This window comes from Desulfovibrio intestinivivus (genome assembly GCF_053570665.1).
Genome location: NZ_JBRBQT010000001.1, coordinates 282,199 through 301,171 on the forward strand (window position 1 = coordinate 282,199; position 18,973 = coordinate 301,171).

At 59.2% G+C, this 18,973-nt stretch carries 15 protein-coding genes; 11 read left to right on the plus strand and 4 right to left on the minus strand.

Going from position 1 to position 18,973, the window contains the following annotated elements; translation table 11 throughout:
• Nucleotides 1-78 precede the first annotated feature (78 nt).
• The 8 genes from ACUZ9P_RS01225 (at nt 79) to ACUZ9P_RS01260 (ending at nt 8,482) form a co-directional block, all read left to right on the plus strand.
• Nucleotides 79-1,629 (plus strand): hypothetical protein, encoded by a 1,551-nt coding sequence (locus ACUZ9P_RS01225; RefSeq protein ID WP_449248324.1) that lies wholly within the window; start codon nt 79-81, stop codon nt 1,627-1,629.
• Nucleotides 1,630-1,632: 3 nt separating this feature from the next.
• The gene (locus ACUZ9P_RS01230; RefSeq protein WP_449248325.1) at nt 1,633-2,814 is read left to right on the plus strand and encodes a class I SAM-dependent rRNA methyltransferase; all 1,182 of its coding nucleotides are present in this window, start codon (nt 1,633-1,635) and stop codon (nt 2,812-2,814) included.
• A 15-nt stretch (nt 2,815-2,829) separates the two neighbouring features.
• Complete coding sequence (locus ACUZ9P_RS01235) at nt 2,830-4,014, plus strand: pyridoxal-phosphate-dependent aminotransferase family protein (protein WP_291443921.1); 1,185 nt, start codon at nt 2,830-2,832, stop codon at nt 4,012-4,014.
• 100 nt (nt 4,015-4,114) lie between these two features.
• The gene (locus ACUZ9P_RS01240) at nt 4,115-4,429 is read left to right on the plus strand and encodes a DUF1844 domain-containing protein (RefSeq protein WP_298992509.1); all 315 of its coding nucleotides are present in this window, start codon (nt 4,115-4,117) and stop codon (nt 4,427-4,429) included.
• Between the two features lie 94 nt (nt 4,430-4,523).
• Complete coding sequence (gene argC / locus ACUZ9P_RS01245; RefSeq protein WP_449248326.1) at nt 4,524-5,579, plus strand: N-acetyl-gamma-glutamyl-phosphate reductase; 1,056 nt, start codon at nt 4,524-4,526, stop codon at nt 5,577-5,579.
• Nucleotides 5,580-5,925: 346 nt separating this feature from the next.
• On the plus strand, nt 5,926-7,017 hold the full coding sequence (gene hypD / locus ACUZ9P_RS01250) for a hydrogenase formation protein HypD (RefSeq protein ID WP_298992503.1): 1,092 nt from the start codon (nt 5,926-5,928) through the stop codon (nt 7,015-7,017).
• On the plus strand, nt 7,017-8,021 hold the full coding sequence (hypE, locus tag ACUZ9P_RS01255; protein ID WP_298992500.1) for a hydrogenase expression/formation protein HypE: 1,005 nt from the start codon (nt 7,017-7,019) through the stop codon (nt 8,019-8,021). Before hypD ends, hypE begins: the two co-directional genes overlap by 1 nt.
• 269 nt (nt 8,022-8,290) lie before the next feature.
• Nucleotides 8,291-8,482, plus strand: a complete 192-nt coding sequence (locus ACUZ9P_RS01260) for a hypothetical protein (protein WP_022659567.1) — start codon at nt 8,291-8,293, stop codon at nt 8,480-8,482.
• Between the two features lie 168 nt (nt 8,483-8,650).
• Here ACUZ9P_RS01260 and ACUZ9P_RS01265 read toward each other — a convergent pair whose 3' ends face one another.
• The 4 genes from ACUZ9P_RS01265 to ACUZ9P_RS01280 form a co-directional block, all read right to left on the minus strand.
• Nucleotides 8,651-9,439 carry an ATP-binding cassette domain-containing protein gene (locus ACUZ9P_RS01265; RefSeq protein WP_449248327.1) on the minus strand — a complete coding sequence of 263 codons (789 nt, stop codon included), beginning with the start codon at nt 9,437-9,439 and terminating at the stop codon, nt 8,651-8,653.
• The gene (locus ACUZ9P_RS01270) at nt 9,429-10,130 is read right to left on the minus strand and encodes a GTP-binding protein (RefSeq protein ID WP_449248328.1); all 702 of its coding nucleotides are present in this window, start codon (nt 10,128-10,130) and stop codon (nt 9,429-9,431) included. Before ACUZ9P_RS01270 ends, ACUZ9P_RS01265 begins: the two co-directional genes overlap by 11 nt.
• Nucleotides 10,118-11,134, minus strand: coding sequence for an ABC transporter substrate-binding protein (locus tag ACUZ9P_RS01275; protein ID WP_449248329.1), 1,017 nt, complete (start codon nt 11,132-11,134; stop codon nt 10,118-10,120). Before ACUZ9P_RS01275 ends, ACUZ9P_RS01270 begins: the two co-directional genes overlap by 13 nt.
• Before the next feature lie 207 nt (nt 11,135-11,341).
• Nucleotides 11,342-12,607, minus strand: a complete 1,266-nt coding sequence (locus ACUZ9P_RS01280; RefSeq protein WP_449248330.1) for an Nramp family divalent metal transporter — start codon at nt 12,605-12,607, stop codon at nt 11,342-11,344.
• 303 nt (nt 12,608-12,910) lie between these two features.
• Between ACUZ9P_RS01280 and ACUZ9P_RS01285 the strand changes: the two genes are divergently transcribed.
• The 3 genes from ACUZ9P_RS01285 (at nt 12,911) to ACUZ9P_RS01295 (ending at nt 18,692) form a co-directional block, all read left to right on the plus strand.
• On the plus strand, nt 12,911-15,001 hold the full coding sequence (locus ACUZ9P_RS01285) for a methyl-accepting chemotaxis protein (RefSeq protein ID WP_449248331.1): 2,091 nt from the start codon (nt 12,911-12,913) through the stop codon (nt 14,999-15,001).
• 214 nt (nt 15,002-15,215) lie between these two features.
• The gene (gene ppk1 / locus ACUZ9P_RS01290) at nt 15,216-17,420 is read left to right on the plus strand and encodes a polyphosphate kinase 1 (RefSeq protein ID WP_449248332.1); all 2,205 of its coding nucleotides are present in this window, start codon (nt 15,216-15,218) and stop codon (nt 17,418-17,420) included.
• 351 nt (nt 17,421-17,771) lie between these two features.
• Nucleotides 17,772-18,692: a Ppx/GppA phosphatase family protein gene (locus ACUZ9P_RS01295; protein ID WP_449248333.1), complete on the plus strand. Its 921-nt coding sequence runs from the start codon at nt 17,772-17,774 to the stop codon at nt 18,690-18,692.
• The last annotated feature ends 281 nt before the right edge of the window (nt 18,693-18,973 follow it).

The following is an 18,973-nucleotide window of genomic DNA, read 5'->3' on the forward strand; positions in this document are numbered from 1 at the left end:
GGCTGAATACCTGCGGTGCGCGGCGCATGCCTGCAACTGCGATTTGGCCGCTGAAGTTTTGAAGCTGGAGAAACCTGAATGAAAAAAGCATATTTGCCAGCCGCCGTGGTTATTCTGATCGCGGCGGGTTTTCTGGGTCTGTTTTTCGGCCTGAGCCCTCTGGTGGAGGGGCAGGTGCAGAGGGGCATCCAGAGCATCGGCATCTCCGGCGACGGCATATCCACGCAGGCTGCGGTGGATAGGGTGGAATTTTCGCCCCTGTCGCGTACCCTGACCCTGTACGGCCTGCGCCTGCGCGGCGAAACGCCCCAAGGGCCACTTGCGTATGAAGTGGCGGAGGTTTCGCTCCGCATTCCCATGCGCATGCTGCTGGCCTACACTCCCTTGCGGCCCATGGTGCTGAAGGATGTGGGCATGATGCCCGTGGCCGAAAACATCGTGCTGCGCAATCTGGCCCTGCGCACGCCCGAGGCCCGTGGCTCGGTGCAGCGCGAAGAAATTGACGAACTGCGCTGCCAGAGTGAGCTGGTGGCCCGCTTTCTTGACGGAGCACCCATTGACGCGCTGGCCGCCACATACCTCATGGGTGCGGACAAGGCGCACAGCTTTTTTCTGAGCGTGAGCCTTCCCGGCAAGGAAGGCCTGGCCCAACTGACCATTAAAGAATCGCTGATCAAGGGATGGGACGGCGCTTCCGTTGAGCATATGCGCATCGAAGACATGCAGAGCCGCCTCGATGGGCACGAGAGCATGCGCATGGCGAGCTTTGAAGCCAACGGCCTCACCCTGCCGGAGCTGGGCCTGCTGCACCGCCTTATGGACACAGCTGCCATGAGCGAAAACGACATGGACGCAGCCGTTAAGGCCCTTGCCCCGGTTGTGGAAGAAATTCTGGCTGCCGACCCGCCCCTTGTGCGGCAGGTTCGCGCCTCAGGCATGACCTTTGCCGTGGAAAACGGCAGCGTGACTGTTGGCAGCGTGGGTTTTGACTGGCTTTCCAACTCGCCGCGCCACACAACCAGCTTTATCCGCGATCTTGCGGCCTCCAAAAGCCTGCTTGAGGAGGCTTCCGGCCTTGCCATGCCCGCGCTCAAGGCCAGCATGACCTTTGAAAGCCTTGGCCTGAGCACTGCCTCGCACAAAAAAACAATGTCCATCAAGGCCGAAGGCCTCGCGGACGTGGACTGTTCGTTCACCCTGTACGATGCCGGAATCATCAGCACCAGCGAGCAGGCCCTGCTGATGCAAAGCTTCAGCGATCTGCACCTCGCCGTGAAGGATCACGGCGCGCTGGCCTGGGTTGGCCTCAATCTTTCCCACGATGGGCGCGCAGCGGCCACGGCCCTGCACCAGACCCTGGACAAGGGGCTGGATCTCGCCCCCACCCCGCAGAACAACGCCATCCGTCAGGCCCTGCTGACCTTTGTGCAACGCCCCGGCCAGCTTGAAGCCGCCAGCGCCAAAGGCCAGCGCATAGGCATTCTGCAAATACTGGCCGCCCTGAACGACCCCGGCGCGCTCTTTACCTGCTCCGCCGTTCCCGGCCAGAAAACCCTGGAAGAACAGATCAACGCCCTTGCGGCGCAAACCGCCACAACATCCACCCCCGCCGAAGCAGCGGGAAAGTAACATATGCGCAAACTCTGTCTCAAAAAAAATGAAGATCGGCGTCTGCGCGCCGGGCACCTCTGGATTTTCGCCAATGAGGTGGACGTAAAACAAAGCCCGCTTACCGACTTTGCCCCCGGCGAAGCCGCAACTCTGTGCGACTGGCGCGGCGCGCCTCTTGGCAGCGTGTACGTCAATCCGGCTTCGCTTATCTGCGCCCGCCTGCACAGCCGCAAGCCCGATGTGGAACTGGACGAAGCCCTGCTGGCCCAAAGGTTGGAATCGGCACTGGCCCTGCGCCAGCGTCTCTACCCCGGCCCCTGGTATCGGCTTTGCCACGGCGAGGGCGATTTTTTGCCCGGTCTGGTCATTGACCGCTACGGCGACCACCTGACCGTGCAGATCACCACTGCGGGCATGGAGCATAGGCGTGAAGCGCTCACAGCCGCCCTGCATACGCTGCTGCATCCCACGTCCATTCTCTGGGCCAATGACCTTGCCGCGCGCGGGCTTGAAAATCTCTCCCGCGAGCAACAGAGCGAAGGGCAATTGCCCGAAAGGCTGGAAGTACCGGAAAACGGCTGCCGCTTTTTCGCGCCCTGCGCCACAGGCCAGAAAACCGGCTGGTTTTACGACCAGCGCCCCAACAGGGCGGAACTGGCGCGCTATGCCAAGGATGCCGATGTGCTGGATATTTTCAGCTATGTTGGCGGGTTCGGCGTTACCGCTGCGGCTGCGGGCGCGCGCTCCGTCACCTTTGTGGACGCCTCGGCCCAGGCACTCGCCTTCGCGGAAGAAAACGCCAAGGCCAACGCTCCCGGCTGCGAAGCCCAGACCCTGTGCGGCGACGCCTTTGACCTGCTGCGCCAGATGCGCGACGAGGGCCGACGCTTTCAGGCCATCAGCCTTGATCCCCCGGCCTTCATCAAGCGCCGCAAGGACGCGGCCCTCGGGCTGGCGGCCTACAAGCAGGCCAATGATCTGGCAGTGCAATTGCTCGCTCCGGGGGGTATACTTGCCACCTCGTCCTGTTCACACCATCTTGAAACGCAGTCTCTGCGCGCTTGCTTGACGCAGGCCGCCGCCAAGCGCAAACTGCATGCCCGTATTCTTTTCGCCGGGGGCCAGGGGCCGGATCATCCCATCCACGCCGCCATGCCCGAGACGGCCTATCTGAAGTGCTTTATCGCCCAAGTGGGCGCGTAACTAGAAGGATTTGACATGCTGAACAAAGTCCGCCTGCTCACCCCTGGCCCCACGCCTCTGCCGGAGCGCGTACGTCTTGTGCTTGCCAAAGACATGATCCACCACCGCAAAAGCGAATTCAAGGCCGTGATGGGCCGGGTTCAGGAGCGCCTGCGCGTGCTGTTCGGCACGGACGATGTGGTTCTGCCCCTTTCCTGTTCCGGCACGGGCGCCATGACGGCGGCGGTGTACAGTCTGTTTACCCCCGGCCAGCGGGTACTGGTGGTCGAGGGCGGCAAGTTTGGTCAGCGCTGGCGCGAAATCGCGGTTTCACGCGGGCTTGAAGTCACCACTCTTGAAGTGCCGTGGGGCGAAGCCGTTGACCCGCAGGCCGTGGCAACGGCCCTCAAGGCCGATCCGGGCATCGCGGCTGTGCTTATCCAGCACTCCGAAACCTCCACCGGCGTCCTGCACCCTGTGGAAGAAGTGGCCCGCATCACGCGCGATACCGACACCCTGCTGTTGGTGGACGGCATCTCTGCCGTGAGCCTCGCGCCCTGCCCCATGGACCAGTGGGGTATCGACTGCCTTGTCACCGGCTCGCAAAAAGGCCTCATGCTACCCCCCGGCCTAGCGCTGCTGGCGCTCTCGCCCCGCGCATGGAAAAGGGCCGAAAGCGTCACGCCCGGCTGCTTCTATTTCAACCTGCCCAAGGAAAGGGCCAAGATCGCCCAGGGGCAGACATTGTTCACCTCCGCGGTTAACCTTGTGGTCGGCCTGGACGAAAGCCTTGAAATGCTGCTGGAAAACGGGCTTGAAGCCATTTACGCCAAGCAGTGGGCGCTGACCATGCTGGCCCGCGCGGGCGTTGCCGCCATGGGCCTTGAGCTTTACGCCAAAACCCACTTTGCCTGGGGCATCACCAGTGTCATGCTGCCTGCGGGCGTTGACGGCACCGAGGTGCTGCGCATCGCCATGGACAACTACGGCGTGTGCATGGCTGGCGGTCAGGATCACATGAAGGGCCGCATGGTGCGCATAGGACATATGGGCTGGGTGGACTGGGCCGATCTGGTGGCCGGGCTGCATGCCCTTAACCGGGGCATCATTGAAGCGGGTGGACACTGCGGCTCGCGTGACTATCTTGAAGAAGCGCTGGCCGCTTATCGCATGGCCCTGGCGGGCAAACCCGGCGAGCCGCTGCCGCTGATCCACAGCTAGGGCGCAAGCTCTTGCGCTGGCGGTAAAAGCTTGTATGTTGAACGCAAGCATTTGGCGCAAACTGCTGTTACCGTAACCGTTTACGTGCCACGAGGTCGCCATGAGTGACAATAACTGCGGCTGCAAGGCCGATGGCCCCATGCCGGAAGTGACGTTTTCGACCTTTATTATTTCCCTGGCGTCATCGGCTCTGGTGCATCTGGGCGAAGTGCCCAATCCCGAAACCGGCGGTACGGAAACAAGCCTGCCGCTGGCAAAGCACAGCATTGACGTGCTGGAAATGCTGCGCGCCAAGACCGAAAACGGACTGGAAGAACAGGAGCAAAAACTGCTGGAAAGCATCCTCTACGAGCTGCGCATGAAGTTCGTGATGAAGTGCGGCCCGGACTGCGCCTGTCAGTCAAAAAAAGCTTAGGGCACTGCGGTGCGGCACGGCCAGCGGCAATCTGCCGTCTGCGCGGCGCGGCTCCGTCACTACTATCGACCATAGTTTCCAAAGGATCGGCGGCATGAAGACAATCAATGTGGGTCTGGTGGGCATTACCGGCTACGCGGGCATGGAGCTGACGCGGCTTCTCGTGAGCCATCCTTCCATGCAGCTTACCATGGCCTGTTCGCGGGCGGAATCCGGCAAGCGGCTGGGGGATTTCTATCCTTTTCTGAACCACATGCCCGGCGCGGATGTGGTCATCAGCGTTTTTGACCCGCAGGAAGCCGCCCGCCAGTGCGATGTGGTCTTTCTTGCCGTGCCCGCAGGCACAGCCATGGACATGGCTGAAATGCTGCTGCGCGCCGGGGTGAAGGTTGTTGACCTCTCTGCGGATTTCCGCCTGCGCGACCCTGAAACCTATGCCGCATGGTACAAGCGCGAGCATGTGTGCACTGATCTGCTGCACAAGGCCGTGTACGGCCTGCCCGAACTGTATGCGGCTGAAATTGCAGGCGCCAAGCTTATCGCCAACCCCGGTTGTTACCCCACCTCGGTGATTCTGGGCCTGTACGCCGCCATCAAGAACGATCTCGTACATACCGACGACATCGTGGTGGACGCCAAATCCGGGGCCACGGGCGCTGGCCGCAAGGCAGCCGTGCCAACGCTGTTCTGCGAAATTTCCGACAATTTCCGCGCCTACGGCCTGCCCACGCACCGGCATACGCCGGAAATAGAGCAGGAACTCAGCCTGCTGGCGGGCCACGACTTGCGGGTTTCGTTCAACACGCACATTCTGCCCACCAACAGGGGCATTTTGTCCACCATCTACACCAAGCTCAAAAATCCCGGCATCAGCCTGGACGAAGTGCGCGAAGTCTTTACCCGCACGTGGGAACACAGCCCGTGGATTCGCATCCTGCCCAAGGGGGCGCTGCCGGAAACCCGTTTTGTGCGCGGCAGCATGTTCTGCGACCTTGGTCTTGTGGTAGACCCCCGGACAGGGCGGCTCATCATCGTTTCCGCCATCGACAATCTGTGCAGGGGCGCATCCGGTCAGGCCATGGCCAACGCCAACCTCATGTGCGGGCTGCCTGTTGCTACAGGGCTGGATATGCTGGCCCCGCTGGCCTAATGATATATTAACAATATTGCCCTGTTGCCCCCTGCCTGCGTCAGGAAGCCTTTTTATTCCGGTCGAGTACCGAAGCAGTACACTCTCTCCATAAAAAGGCTCACTTCCTTGGCAGGGAACAAAATTTCTCATATTGTTAACATATCATGGACCTGATACGAACAACCATTTTACATTCAAGGCTCGGCAGAAAGGCTTTTTATTCCTGCTGGATGCAGCACATGCGTTGCAGGTAAAAAGCCTTTCTCCTTGCCGGAACCGCCAGTAATGGCCGAGCCTTTGCCCCGGAGAATGCCGCCAGAGTTTTGCCCGCCGATCCCCTGCGGGCCGCAAAAAAGGAATGCCCATGCAACTGGAAACCGCCTTTCAGAATCCGCAACTGTGCCACAGCCTTCTTGATCGCCTTAACCGCGCCCTTGATGGTCGCACAATGCGCTTCATGGAAGTGTGCGGCACCCATACAGTTGCCATCTTCCAGAGCGGCCTGCGCTCGCTCCTGCCCAAATCGGTAACGCACCTTTCCGGCCCAGGCTGCCCCGTATGCGTCACGCACGATGCGGAAGTAGCCGCCTTTCTTGAGCTTGCGGGCCGCGACCGCGTCATCATAGCCACTTTTGGCGACCTGTTGCGCGTGCCCGGCCCCGGCGGCCTCAGCCTCAAACACGCTCAGGCCCAAGGGGCGCGGGTTGAGATTGTCTATTCGCCTCTGGACGCCCTGACCCTTGCGGCGGCCAACCCCGGCGATACGGTAGTTTTTCTGGGCATAGGTTTTGAAACCACCGCCCCCACCGTGGCCGCCACCCTGCTCACCGCCCAGCAGCGCGGGTTGAACAACTTTTGCGTACTCTCCCTGCACAAGCTTGTGCCCCCCGCCCTGCGCATCCTGCTTGAAGACAGCCAGTGCGGCGTGGAAGCCTTTTTGCTGCCGGGGCACGTTTCCACCATTCTTGGGCTGGAGCCTTACGCCTTTCTGGCGCGCGATTTTCATGTGCCCGGCATCGTGGGCGGCTTCCAGCCCGCCGACATTCTGCTGGCCCTCTGCCTCATGGCCGAGCAGATGCGCGATGGCAAGCCCGATGTGGTCAATGCCTACCCCCGCGCCGTGGACGACACGGGCAACCCCCGCGCCCGCGCCCTGCTGGAACAGTTTTTCCAACCGGCGGACGCCCTGTGGCGCGGCATAGGCTGCATACCCCAGAGCGGCCTGGCCCTGCGCCCGGAATATGAGAGCATGGACGCCATGAAGCGCCTTGATCTCACCCTGCCGGACGTCCCCCCCCTGCCCGGCTGTCGCTGCGGCGATGTGCTCAAGGGGCGCATTACCCCGCCGGACTGCCCGCTTTTCGGCAAGCGCTGCACCCCCGCCACCCCCGTTGGCCCCTGCATGGTTTCCACCGAGGGCAGCTGCGCGGCCTACTTTAAATATTCGGAGCGATAATGGACGATTGCCTTCTTCTTGATGCTGGCAGCGGCGGCAGAGCCTCGCAGCGCCTTATTGCCCAGTGTTTCATGCGCCATTTTGCCAATCCCTTGCTGGAACGCATGGACGATGCGGCGCTTTTGACCGACATTTCCGGCCCGCTGGCCATGAGCACAGATTCGTACACGGTGACGCCCCTGTTTTTCGCAGGCGGCAGCATCGGCAGCCTGGCAGTGCATGGCACCGTCAACGACGTTGCCATGCTGGGCGCGCGGCCCCGCTACCTGAGCTGCGGATTTATCCTTGAAGAAGGCCTGCCCCTCGAAACCCTTGAGCGCGTTGTGGCCGACATGGGCGCGGCAGCCCGCGAGGCCGGGGTGAGCATTGTGACGGGCGACACCAAGGTTGTGCCGCGCGGTGCTTGCGACAAAATTTTCATCAATACCACGGGCATCGGGCAGGTGTTTGCCTCGCCCTCGCCCTCGGGCCACAATGCCCGACCCGGCGATGCGGTACTGGTCAGCGGAGCCATGGGCGACCACGGCCTCACGGTCATGGGCAGCCGCGAAGGCCTGTCCTTCCTTACGGACGTGGCTTCGGACTCCGCCCCGCTCAACCACATGATTGAAGACATCATCAATACCGTGGGCGAGGTGCATGTGCTGCGCGACCCCACGCGCGGAGGGCTTGCCACCACGCTCAACGAAATCGCCGAACAGTCGCAGGTGTCCATCCTGCTTGACGAGGCCAGCGTCCCCGTTCACGAAGCCGTGCGCAACGGCTGTTCCTTCCTCGGCATGGATCCTCTGTACCTTGCCAATGAGGGCAAGTGCATCTGCATCGTGCCCGAAAACAGCGCCGAAGCAGCCCTTGAGGCCATGCGCCGTTCGCCCTATGGCAAGGAAGCGGCCCGCATCGGCACGGTAACGGAAGGCAAGGCCCAGGTGGCGCTGCAAACCCGCATCGGGGGCCGCCGCCTGCTGGGCATGCTTGAGGGCGCGCAGTTGCCCCGCATCTGTTAGGCCTGCTGCCACTATGGCTCTTTTGCCCCCTGCCCACGTCAGAAAGCCTTTTTATTCCGGCGAGTAGCATCAGAGCTACGCTCCCTCTATAAAAAGGCCTTCTTCCTTGGCAGGAAACAAAACCCCCTCGTAGTGCCAACAACCCAGAATAATTTATTAAAACAATTTGCCAAAACAATTTAAAGGCAGAGATAGTTACGGAGAAGCCCCTGAAACTGTTGTCTTTGTTTCAACCAAAAGCAGGAGCCTCCTGCCTGAAAGGAAAAAATATGGATTCCACCTACCAACGCGCCATGAACGCTACTGTGACACCGCAGATTTTTTCCACCATGGTGAGCAATGCGCAAAAGGTGGCCGAAGCCTTTGCCGGTTCCGGCTCCGCCACTGTGGATGCAGAGAGCATTGCCGCCGTGTTCAGCCGCATGGTGGTCGCCCAGATCGAAATGTTTGAAAAAAAATAACTTTCACCTCACAAGATATGCAAATGCAGAGGCCGTCCCTTGGGACGGCCTCTGCATTATACACATTGCACATTCTGCTCTTGTCCCTCTTTCAGATAAGGCCTGACAAAACTGCAAGTAAAACAACTGGCTATTGGTGTGGGGCGCTTCCAACGCGAAAAATACCAATTAAATACCCCAGGGCGACATATCCGCCCCTTTGCGCAGGGCCTCGCGCACGTCAGACCAGTGCCGTTCCATATCTTCCAGTCGGGCCAGCAGGGCATCTTCCGCCGGGGTACGCCCCAGCACAGCTGCCACGGCCCCTTGCTCGAACACCAGCCGCCTGTCTGCCGCCAGTGCCAGCACGGGATCGTGCGTTGCCATGACAATAATTTTGTCCGAGGCCAGCAGCAGATCAAGGGCCTTGCGCTTGTCCACTCCGGCGTTTTCAATTTCGTCAATGAGCAGCACGGGCGACCAGCTGAGCAGGGCAGTATCCGCAATCATCAGGGCGCGCGACTGCCCGCCGGAAAGCTGGGTTAGCTGCGTGCTCCCATGAAAGGATTCGCCAGCCAGTTCGTTGGCGGCGGCAAAAACTCTGGCCGCAGCGGCTTCGGGGTCTGCCACCTCGCGGCTCAGAGCGTGGGTGCGCAAAAAATCCATCACGCCCATGTCCAGCACAAAGTTCATGTTCTGGGTCAGCTGGGCCACCAGCCGCCCCTGTAGATCAAAGCGCGTGTCTTCATCGGGTTCTGCGCCGTTGAGCAGCACGGTACGGCCCGTTGGGGTATCGCCTGCGGCCAGTGATTCAATATCGCTCAAAAAGCGGCTCTTGCCAGCGCCCGTTGGCCCCAGCAGGGCCGTGATTTCACCGGGGCGGAAGTGAATCTCCGTCTTTTCCGGCTGGCCTGCCTTGTCGCGGCCTGGGGTCAGACTCAGACTGCGCAGGGCCAGCTCCATGTTTTCACGCTCCATGACCTTCTCCAAATTCCGCCTTTTTGACGTTGCCCTTCTGGTAACGCGCGCCAATGCGCATTTCGCTCAGGCAATAGGAGCAGATGGCAGCGGGCATGGCGAAGCGCAGCCGCATGTCGGTAACGGAGGCAATGTCCGGCGCGATGGCCATGATGGCGGCAAGCTCCGCGCAACCCTGCCCTGTCAGACCGTTCACGTGCCGGATAACGGCCCGTTGGTTCATCTGCCGGATGCGGTAGCGGTAGACCTCGCGTTCTGCCTGCGAAACAAGATCACCCTTGGTCACGGCCACCACATCGGCCAGCCGAAGCATGGGGCCGATTTTTTCCGGCGCGTCTATGCCCATGAGGTTGTCGATGACGCACAGGGCCAAAGCCCCGCGCAGATGCGGCGAACAGCGGTTGCACAGGCCTGCGGTTTCGATAATGCAGATGTCGGCCCCGGTTTTTGCGGCCCAGGCAAAGGCTTCTTCCAGATTGGTGGCAAAAAAGTGGTCGGGGCAGAGCCCGCCGGAAAGCGCAACGGAAACGGGAATGCCCGCCGCCGCGTAAAGTTCGTCATCGCGGGTTTGCAGGCAGTCAAACTTGATGACGGCGCAGGTCGCGCCCCGCGCCTTCAGGGCCGCACCAGCCCTGACCACAAGCGAGGTTTTGCCGCACGAGGGCGGCCCCGCCACGGTTATGAGACGCATGCCGTGCCCGCCTGCAACCGCCGGAACTTCAGGGCCAGAATATCGCGCAGGCTGTTCACGTCGTTGCTTTCCACAAAATCCCAGCCCACCCATTTGAGCTTTGCCCCTGCGGGCAGCTGCGAGGGGCGCGAACCGTCCACGGGGATGAACCAGGCGGCGCTGTCTATGCCGCCAAAGCCATTGGCAAAGAAATCCAACACCGGAGCCAGACGCGCCTTTTCTGATTTTTTTGCCAGCAGATAGAGAGGGCTTGCGGCTGCGCCGTCCTCGGGCCAGACAATTTCCACATGCTCCGGCAGCTTGGTGCTCTCGGCAAAAAACAGGGGGATGATAAAGATGCCCCCGGCATCGGGCGCGGCGGTGCCGCAGACCTTTGCCATGCGCGAGGAGTGCATGAAGCTTTTGATGTTGGCGGCAAGCCCGGTAACGCCCGGTTCGCCAAAATCCTTGTACTGGTTGAGCAGCACGGCGTCGGCCATGTCGTCGCCATCGCCGCACATGACAATCTGCCCGCGATAACGGGGGTTCATGAGGTCTGCCCAGTTTTTCGGCGCTGGCAGGCCGTTCAGCTTTTTGTGGTCTACCAGAAAAATGTACGGGGTCACACCGTAGATGGTATAGGCCCCGGCAGGGTCAATCAGCCCGGCATCGGCATACAGGGGGTTCAGCACGCGGGGCTGGACGCTTTCAAATATGCCCGTGCTGACAAAACGCCGCACAAATTCGCCGCGCCAGAAGTCGCCGTAGCCAATGGACGCTATAACGGCGGGCAATTTGTTTGCATCAGATTCCATATACAGCGGGTCGTAAGGATCAACCGAGGTGCAGCCCATGGGAATATGCACCGTCAGAGGCGGATTTGCCGCTGCGGCAATGGCCTCGATGCGCTCCTTGACCACAAGCTTTACCGGACAGGGGGCATAAAGCAGCAGGTCGGTTTTGCCCATGACGGGGATGTCCTCCTGCTGTTGCAATGCCTGCATGAGATGTTCAAGCCTTTTCATGGTGCCTCTTTCCGCAAAAAGTTTGGGAACCGCTCTGGGTAGAGCAAGGAACATGCCGATGAAAGGCCTTGCTCAACATACCGATATGTATCTTAATTTACAGTTCACCTCCAGTCGGAGTCCAAACAATATTGTACTATAGCCGCACGGCAATACAATATTGTGTCCGCTGTCCGGGACATATGGTGGGTGGTCTCCGAAGCGTCGCTAATCCAGCGCGCTGAAGAGCAGCATGATGTTCAGCACGGTCACGATGCCTGCGAGCGTGTAGAGCAGCAGCTTTGTGCCCTTGCCGTTGGCGTATTTGCCCATGACCTTGGGGGACGATGTCAGCGCCACCAGCGAAATCATGGTGATGGGCAACTGTACCGAAAGAGCCATCTGCGAAAGCAGCAAGCCCTTGAAGGGATCGCTGGTTAGCCAAATGAGCACAAGGCCGCATCCCAGCGAGCCAACAATGCCCATGACGCTGTGCTTGTCCTTGGTGTTGTAGGCTTCGCCCGCCATGCCCGAGGTCATGATGCCGCCCGCCATGCCCGATGTGACGGACGAGGCCACCCCGGCAAACAGCAGGGCCACGGCAAAAATCACGGAGGCGCTGTCGCCCAGCAGGGGCTTGAGCAGGTCGCGGGCCTGTTCAAGTTCCGTCACGTGCTCCCCCGCTGTCCAGAACACCGCAGCAGCCAGAATAATCATGGCGCTGTTGATGGCCCAACCCACCAGCATGGCAAAGAGCGTGTCAAAAAATTCATAGTCGAGCCTTTTTTTAATAAAGGCGTCGCCCTCAAGATTCCACTGGCGGCTCTGAATAATTTCGGAATGCAAAAAAAGATTGTGCGGCATCACCACCGCGCCGAGCACGCTCATGATCACCAGCATGGAACCTTCGGGAAAGGCTGGCATCACCCAGCCCACGGCAGCCTGGGGGAGCCACCCGGCGGGCACCAGCCACAGTTCATACAAAAAGGCGATGCCGATCAGCGACACAAAACCGATGATCCACTTTTCAACTTTATTGTACGAATTGAACAGCAAAAGGGCACCAGCAAGCAATGCCGTGAGAGTTGCGCCAATGGGCAGGGGGATGGAAAAGAGCATACGCAGGGCAATGGCCCCTCCGAGGATTTCTGCCATGCTGGTCATGACAGAAGCGCCAAAGGCGCTAAACAGCACAAGCCGACCAATGGTGCAGGGAAAATACTCCGTTATGGCCTCGGCCATGCATTTGCCCGTCACAATACCCAGATGGGCAGCATTGTGCTGCAATACAATGAGCATAAAGGTGGAAAGGCTCACCATCCACAGCAGGGAATAACCGTATTCCGCCCCGGCGGCCAGATTGGCGGCCCAGTTGCCAGGGTCGATAAAACCCACTGTCACCAGCAGCCCAGGCCCAACAAATTTAAGGAACTCTTCGCCCTTATGGGCAATGCCCGACACATTGCACTTGCTCCAAAAGCTTGTTGCACTCATGTAAACCTTCCCGATCTTTAATTTTGATTAACCGGCGGTGCGCAGCCTGACCGCGCAGCAACACCGGATGCTGCCGTATTGCAATCTGACGGTATACGCACTCATGGGCAGCAGGCAAGTGCGACCTGCCCCTCTTGCACGCACGGGGGATAGTACGTATGTGTCCCTTGCCCCCCATCGTTTTTTTCATGTTACATTTGTATTTCAGATATTAAGCTTCTGAAAAACAAACCGATAGTTTTATTAGCGTCAGATCCGCCAGGCTGGACGCATGTCCACTTCAGATTGAGCAGGAGCCTTGCTATGACTATCAGACTGCGCGTTATTCTTGGATTCCTTTTTACAATTATTGTGATGGCAGCAGGCACCCTGCCCTTCATGATCATGACCATGCGCAACAATGCCGAGGAAAGCTATATTTCCAATTCCTCAACCCAGTTGCGCCTCATGAACAACTATGTGGAAACATTCATCAGCGGGGCGGAACGCGATGTTGCCCTGCTCGCGCAGGAACCTTACATTGCTGAAGCTGTGGGTCTTTTCCCCAACTTCTCCAACAATAAAGAGGCGGACGTTTTTCTTCGGGCCGATCTTTCGGTAGATGCCTTCAAAACTGTTCAGCCGCTGGTGCGGCTTGACGAGGGCTCCGAAGATTACGTGGAAGCCTACGCAGGCTACACTGACGGCAGCTACGCGACCTCTGCCGACAATACCAAGGTGCCCGCTGGCTACAATACCAGCAAGCGCCCCTGGTACACGCAGCGCGCGGCTTCGTCGCAAAAGGTCGGCCTGGCCGACAGCTACCTTTCCATCACTGGTGAACTGGTGGTGGCCATCACGCACAAAATGTTTTCGCGCCGGGGCGACTTTACAGGCGTTCTGGGCATCGACGTTTCGCTCAACGGCCTGTCGCAGCGCTTTGCCGAACTCAATTTCGGCAAGACCGGCTACTTCATGCTGCTTGAAAACACGGGGCGCATCCTCTGCGACCCGCGCAACAAGGATCTGACGGGCAAGATCATTGGCAAGGACATACAGGATCCCGGCCTTGTGAAGCTGTTTGGCACCAAGGACGGCATGCTGCAAACCGTTATAAACGGGCACGAAGTACGCGCCAATGTGCTCACCACGCCGCACGGCTGGAAGATCCTCATGCTCCAGTCTGAGGAAGAAATTCTTGCGGCCACCAATACCGCCGTGCGCGCCAGCGTAATCATTACCCTCAGCGTGGCCCTGATCATGCTGCTGATCGCCTGGGTCATAGCGCGCTCCATCAATCGGCCCTTGAGCCTTATTGTTAAGGAGGCCGACAAGGTCGCCACCGGCGATCTCAACGTGAACCTTGACGCCCGGCAGTTTTACGGCGAACTGGCCGAGCTGCACGCTGCCCTGCTGAACATGGTGAGTAATCTGCAGGAAATGATCACCACCGCCCGCCAGAAAGGCGAGGAGGCCGAACAGCAGACCGCCCTGGCAAAAGCCGCCACAGAGCAGGCAGAGTCCGCCCGCAAGGAGGCGGAAAACGCCCGCCGCGAGGGCATGCTCTCTGCCGCCATGCAACTGGAAGAAGTGGTGAAGGTGATCTCGTCCGCTTCAAACGAGCTTGAAGCCCACATCGGTCAGGCCAACCACCTTTCGAGCGAGTCTGCCCTGCGTCTCGGCGATGCCGCCACCGCCATGAACCAGATGAACGCCACCGTACGCGAGGTGGCGAGCAATGCCTCGTCCGCTTCAGACATGTCTGACCAGACCAGAGCCAATGCCGAAAACGGTGAAAAAATCGTGCAGCAGGCCCTGCAAAGCATTGACCGGGTGCATTCGGTTTCCATGGCGCTTAAGGGCGACATGGGTACGCTCAACGAACATGCCCAAGCCATCAGCCGCATCATGAACGTTATTTCAGACATAGCCGACCAGACCAACCTGCTGGCCCTCAACGCCGCCATTGAAGCCGCCCGCGCTGGCGAGGCCGGACGTGGCTTTGCCGTGGTGGCCGATGAAGTGCGCAAACTGGCGGAAAAGACCATGGCTTCGACCAACGATGTGGGCAACGCCATTGCGGCCATCCAGCAAAGCACATCCAAGAGCGTGCAAAGCATGGACAACGCCCTTGAGCAGGTGCAAACCGCCACAACGTTTGCCAACAAGTCGGGCGAAGCCTTGCGCGAGATCGTCAACAACGCGCTTTCCACAGCCGATCAGGTACGCGCCATCGCAACTGCCAGCGAGGAACAGTCCGCAAGCAGCGATGAGATCAACAAGTCCATTCTTGAGGTCAATGAACGCTCCGAGCAGACAGCGCACGCCATGAACGCCGCTTCCGGCTCTGTGGCGGATCTGGCAACTCAGGCGAACACCCTGAGCAAGCTGGTGGCCGACATGAAGCGCGGCTAGCACTAGACTGACAGTGCAAGACCCATCGGGGCGTCCGCCATGCACAGGCGGACGCCCTTTTTATTTGGTGCGCGGCAAATGCGGCAAAGCCTTGCCCGCGCATCGGCAAATACGGGCTTGCGCCACGCAATTGTAACAAATCCATCATACATAACAGTCGTAAGCGCGGGTAGTTATTGCCCTGATGTTTACGTCAATGCCACGGGAGTACACGATGAAGCCTTCGGCTGTTATGAACAACAGGGAACTGAGCTGGCTCAGCTTTAACGAACGAATATTGCAGGAAGCCCGCGACCACTCCACGCCGCTCATGCAGCGGCTGCGCTTTCTGGGTATTTTTTCCAGCAATCAGGACGAGTTCATCAAGGTTCGCGTGGCTTCCCTTGTGCGGCTCACCCGCTCCAAGAGCAAGATAAAGCCCTTGCTCATGGGCGGCTTAACGCCGGATGAAGCCTTGCAGCGCGTTAACGACAAGGCCGCCACCGCGCAAATGGCCTTTCGCGAAACCTACGAGGAAGTGCTGGATGCCATGGAGCACGAGGGCATACGGGTGCGCGATGAAACAGAACTTAGCGAAGGCCAAGATGCCTTTTGCCGTGGCTATTTCGGCAACGTGGTCTATCCGCAGCTTGTTCCGCTTATTCTGAACAAATCCGCTAGGTTGCCCTTTCTGCAAGACAGCCAGATATACCATGCCGTCAAGATGGAATCAGACGCAGCGCCCGGCAAATGCCGCTATGCGGTATTGCGCATCCCCGTCAACGCGGCCTGCCCGCGCTTTGTGGAAATGCCCTCGTCGCCCGGCTGCCACGACATCATCTTTGTGGACGACATCATCAGGCTGTGCCTGAACAATATTTTCTTCATGTTCAACTACGACCGTATTTCCGCATACACCTTCAAGGTAATGCGCGATGCGGAGCTGAGCCTTGACGACGACGTGTCCAAAAGCCTCATTGAAAAAATGGAAGAAGGGCTGGAACACCGCCTGCGGGGCCGCCCGGTGCGCCTTATCTACGACAGCGCCATGCCCGAAGACCTGCTCTTTCTGCTGGCCTCAAAGCTCAACCTCAAAAAGAGCGAGCTTGACCCCGGCGCACGCTACCACATGATGCGCAGTCTCATGAGTTTTCCGCGTGTGCGCCCAGATCTGGAAAACGCCGTCATGCCCGCCCTCACCCATCCGGACATCAAACCCTTTTCCAGTATTCTCAAAGTGGTGCGCAGCAAGGACATTCTGCTGCACTTTCCCTACCATACATTCAATCATGTGGTGGAATTTCTTTGCGAGGCGGCCATCGACCCCAAGGTGACGGATATCTCCATCACCCTGTACCGCACTGCTGACCATTCACGCATCATCAACGCCCTTATAAACGCAGCGCAGAACGGCAAAAGGGTTACGGCATGCGTGGAGCTCATGGCCCGCTTTGACGAGGAGCGCAACGTCAAAAGCATCGACATGCTGCATCAGGGCGGGGTGCGCGTCATCCACGGCCTCAAAGACCTCAAGGTGCACAGCAAGGTCATTCTTGTGGAGCGCACCGAGGGCGGCAAAAAAACAGGCTATGTCTACATCGGCACCGGCAACTTCAACGAAGACACGGCGCGCCTGTACAGCGACATGGGCCTTCTGTCCGCCAATCCCGGATTTGCGGAAGACGCCCGCACCATCTTCAATTTTCTTAATGCCTCGCACAAGCCGGTTTCGTGTCGGGAGCTGGTGGCGGCCCCCCAGTGCATGCGCGCCTTTTTCACCAACGCCATCGAGCGAGAAATACGCAATGCCAAAGCCGGGAAAAAGGCGTACATCCACGTAAAACTAAACAGCCTTACCGATGAATCCATGATCCGGCTGCTTTACCGCGCCAGCAAGGCCGGGGTGGAAATACGCCTTATCGTGCGCAGCGCCTGCTGCCTCAAGCCGCAGGTTCAGGATCTGAGCGAAAACATCCGGGCCATCAGCATTGTGGACAAATTTCTCGAGCATGCGCGCATTGCGCTCTTTTGCAACAACGGCAATGAACTGGCCTATATTTCAAGCGCCGACTGGATGCCCCGCAATCTTGACCGCAGGCTGGAGGTTGCTGCCCCTGTCCACTGCCCGGCCCTGCGCCAGAACCTGCGGGATATTTTTGATATTCAGTGGGCGGATAACGTCAAAGCCCGCATTCTTGACGGCACCGGGGTCAACAAATACAGCAAGGGCGAATCCGTGGCCCCCTGCCGCTCGCAAACGGTACTGCACGAATATTACAGCCGTATGGCCGCCCGCCCTGCGGCAGATGCGCCTGCCGCTCAGAACGAAACCAGCCGAGCCAAAAAGTCGCGGGCACCCGCAGCCAGAAACCGAAAACCGATGCGCACGGCACCTGCTACCACGCGCGACGAAACGGCTGGCGCTATGGCCGAACCATAGAGCTGCTTGCCATTCAAAGGTCTGGCTGCTCAGCATGAGCGCTGAAAAAATCCGCGCCGACATGCAGGCAGTGTAAAGAAGCCCTGAAGGCGCAGGCTTTCCTGCACCCCTCGCCCTAAAAACCAGTGTATATTCCTGCGGTCTTGGTGTAGTCTTACCGAACCGCGCCTCAGGGCGTGTGGTAACTACCGCAAGGCATTTCACCCACTGCCGAAAGAGCAGTTTACGAATGAAGTGAGTTAACTGCTCTGCAAGGATTTTTCAGAAAATCCTTGCCGCGAAATGCGAGCAGACAGGCTTCGCCTGCCGTAAGCGAGTATTTCAAGTGTTAAATGCTCCAGAGGAGACAGAGTGAAACCCAGCATGCTTGCCGCCATTGACGTGGGCTCCAACGCCATACGCTTTCTCATCAGCAATGTTGAAGAGCTGAGTCCCGACAAGCCAGTCAAAAAAAATGCCTACCTTCGCATTCCCATTCGCCTTGGGACGGATGTTTTCCTTTACGGGGCCATCTCTGAACAAAAGCAGGCTGCCTTTGTGGACGCCATGATCGGCGTTGCCCACATCATGCGGGCCTACGGGGTTGACCACTACCGCATCTGCGCCACCAGCGCCATGCGCGATGCCGCCAACGGGCAGGACATCATAAATCTTGTGCGCGAAAAAACAGGCCTGCGCATCGATATCGTCAGCGGGCTGGAAGAAGCGCAGATTCTCTTTAACGCCAATGCCCTGGCCAGATACACCGATGTGGACAGCGCCCTGTATGTGGATGTGGGCGGCGGCAGCACAGAGGTGGTTGCCCTGCGCAATGGCAAGCTGCAAGAAGCTTTTTCCTTTCAACTCGGCACAGTGCGTATCCTCGCCAAAGCCGTGGACCCTCGTGAACGCGAACGCTTTGCCGCAGAAATGCGCAGGCTGGGCGAAACCTACGCGCCGGAATGCGTCATTGCCTCTGGCGGCAATATCAACAAGGTTTCAAAACTGCTCGAAAAACGGGACGGCAAGCCCGTTGGCGCGCCGGAACTGCGCGCCCTCTACAAGGATCTGCTGGCCCTGCCGCTGGAAGGGCGCATGGAAAAATACAGCCTCAACGCCTACCGGGCGGACGTTATTGTTCCGGCACTGGAAATATTCCTTGGCGTAGTCGACATGTCGGGCGCAAAGCAGCTTGTCATACCCAAGATAGGCCTCGTGGACGGCATCATCCGCCATATGTGGCTCAATGCGGACAGCCTTGAAGACCGGGCCTGCCCAGGGCTGGCGCACTAGGATGGCGGACTAAGGCGGCGCGATTATGCGCATTTTCCTGTACGTGCAGATTGCGCGGCCCAGCACATTCCTTCATCTTCTGCGGATTGCGCCTCCCCCCGGCGTGATCCGGCAGCACCCGTCCCCCTTTCATGACCGCCGTAGACAAATACTGCCGAATCCGGCATTCATAGCATAGCACCTGTTAACGCGTAGCGTTAGGGGGCGCTTCCTTCATAATTCCACCTGTTTTGCAGCGCTCCGGGCCATGTGGGCACCGGATTTTCGCTCCTGCCCTTTAC

Bases quoted from the DNA above. Each gene is read 5' to 3' on its own strand.
- ACUZ9P_RS01260 (WP_022659567.1), top strand. From the start codon at position 8,291: ATGGATTCCACCTACCAACGCGCCATGAACGCTACTGTGACACCGCAG.
- ACUZ9P_RS01270 (WP_449248328.1), bottom strand. From the start codon at position 10,130: ATGCGTCTCATAACCGTGGCGGGGCCGCCCTCGTGCGGCAAAACCTCG.
- ACUZ9P_RS01265 (WP_449248327.1), bottom strand. From the start codon at position 9,439: ATGGAGCGTGAAAACATGGAGCTGGCCCTGCGCAGTCTGAGTCTGACC.
- ACUZ9P_RS01235 (WP_291443921.1), top strand. From the start codon at position 2,830: ATGCTGAACAAAGTCCGCCTGCTCACCCCTGGCCCCACGCCTCTGCCG.
- ACUZ9P_RS01280 (WP_449248330.1), bottom strand. From the start codon at position 12,607: ATGAGTGCAACAAGCTTTTGGAGCAAGTGCAATGTGTCGGGCATTGCC.
- hypE (WP_298992500.1), top strand. From the start codon at position 7,017: ATGGACGATTGCCTTCTTCTTGATGCTGGCAGCGGCGGCAGAGCCTCG.
- ppk1 (WP_449248332.1), top strand. From the start codon at position 15,216: ATGAAGCCTTCGGCTGTTATGAACAACAGGGAACTGAGCTGGCTCAGC.
- ACUZ9P_RS01285 (WP_449248331.1), top strand. From the start codon at position 12,911: ATGACTATCAGACTGCGCGTTATTCTTGGATTCCTTTTTACAATTATT.
- ACUZ9P_RS01275 (WP_449248329.1), bottom strand. From the start codon at position 11,134: ATGAAAAGGCTTGAACATCTCATGCAGGCATTGCAACAGCAGGAGGAC.
- ACUZ9P_RS01230 (WP_449248325.1), top strand. From the start codon at position 1,633: ATGCGCAAACTCTGTCTCAAAAAAAATGAAGATCGGCGTCTGCGCGCC.
- hypD (WP_298992503.1), top strand. From the start codon at position 5,926: ATGCAACTGGAAACCGCCTTTCAGAATCCGCAACTGTGCCACAGCCTT.
- ACUZ9P_RS01225 (WP_449248324.1), top strand. From the start codon at position 79: ATGAAAAAAGCATATTTGCCAGCCGCCGTGGTTATTCTGATCGCGGCG.
- ACUZ9P_RS01240 (WP_298992509.1), top strand. From the start codon at position 4,115: ATGAGTGACAATAACTGCGGCTGCAAGGCCGATGGCCCCATGCCGGAA.
- argC (WP_449248326.1), top strand. From the start codon at position 4,524: ATGAAGACAATCAATGTGGGTCTGGTGGGCATTACCGGCTACGCGGGC.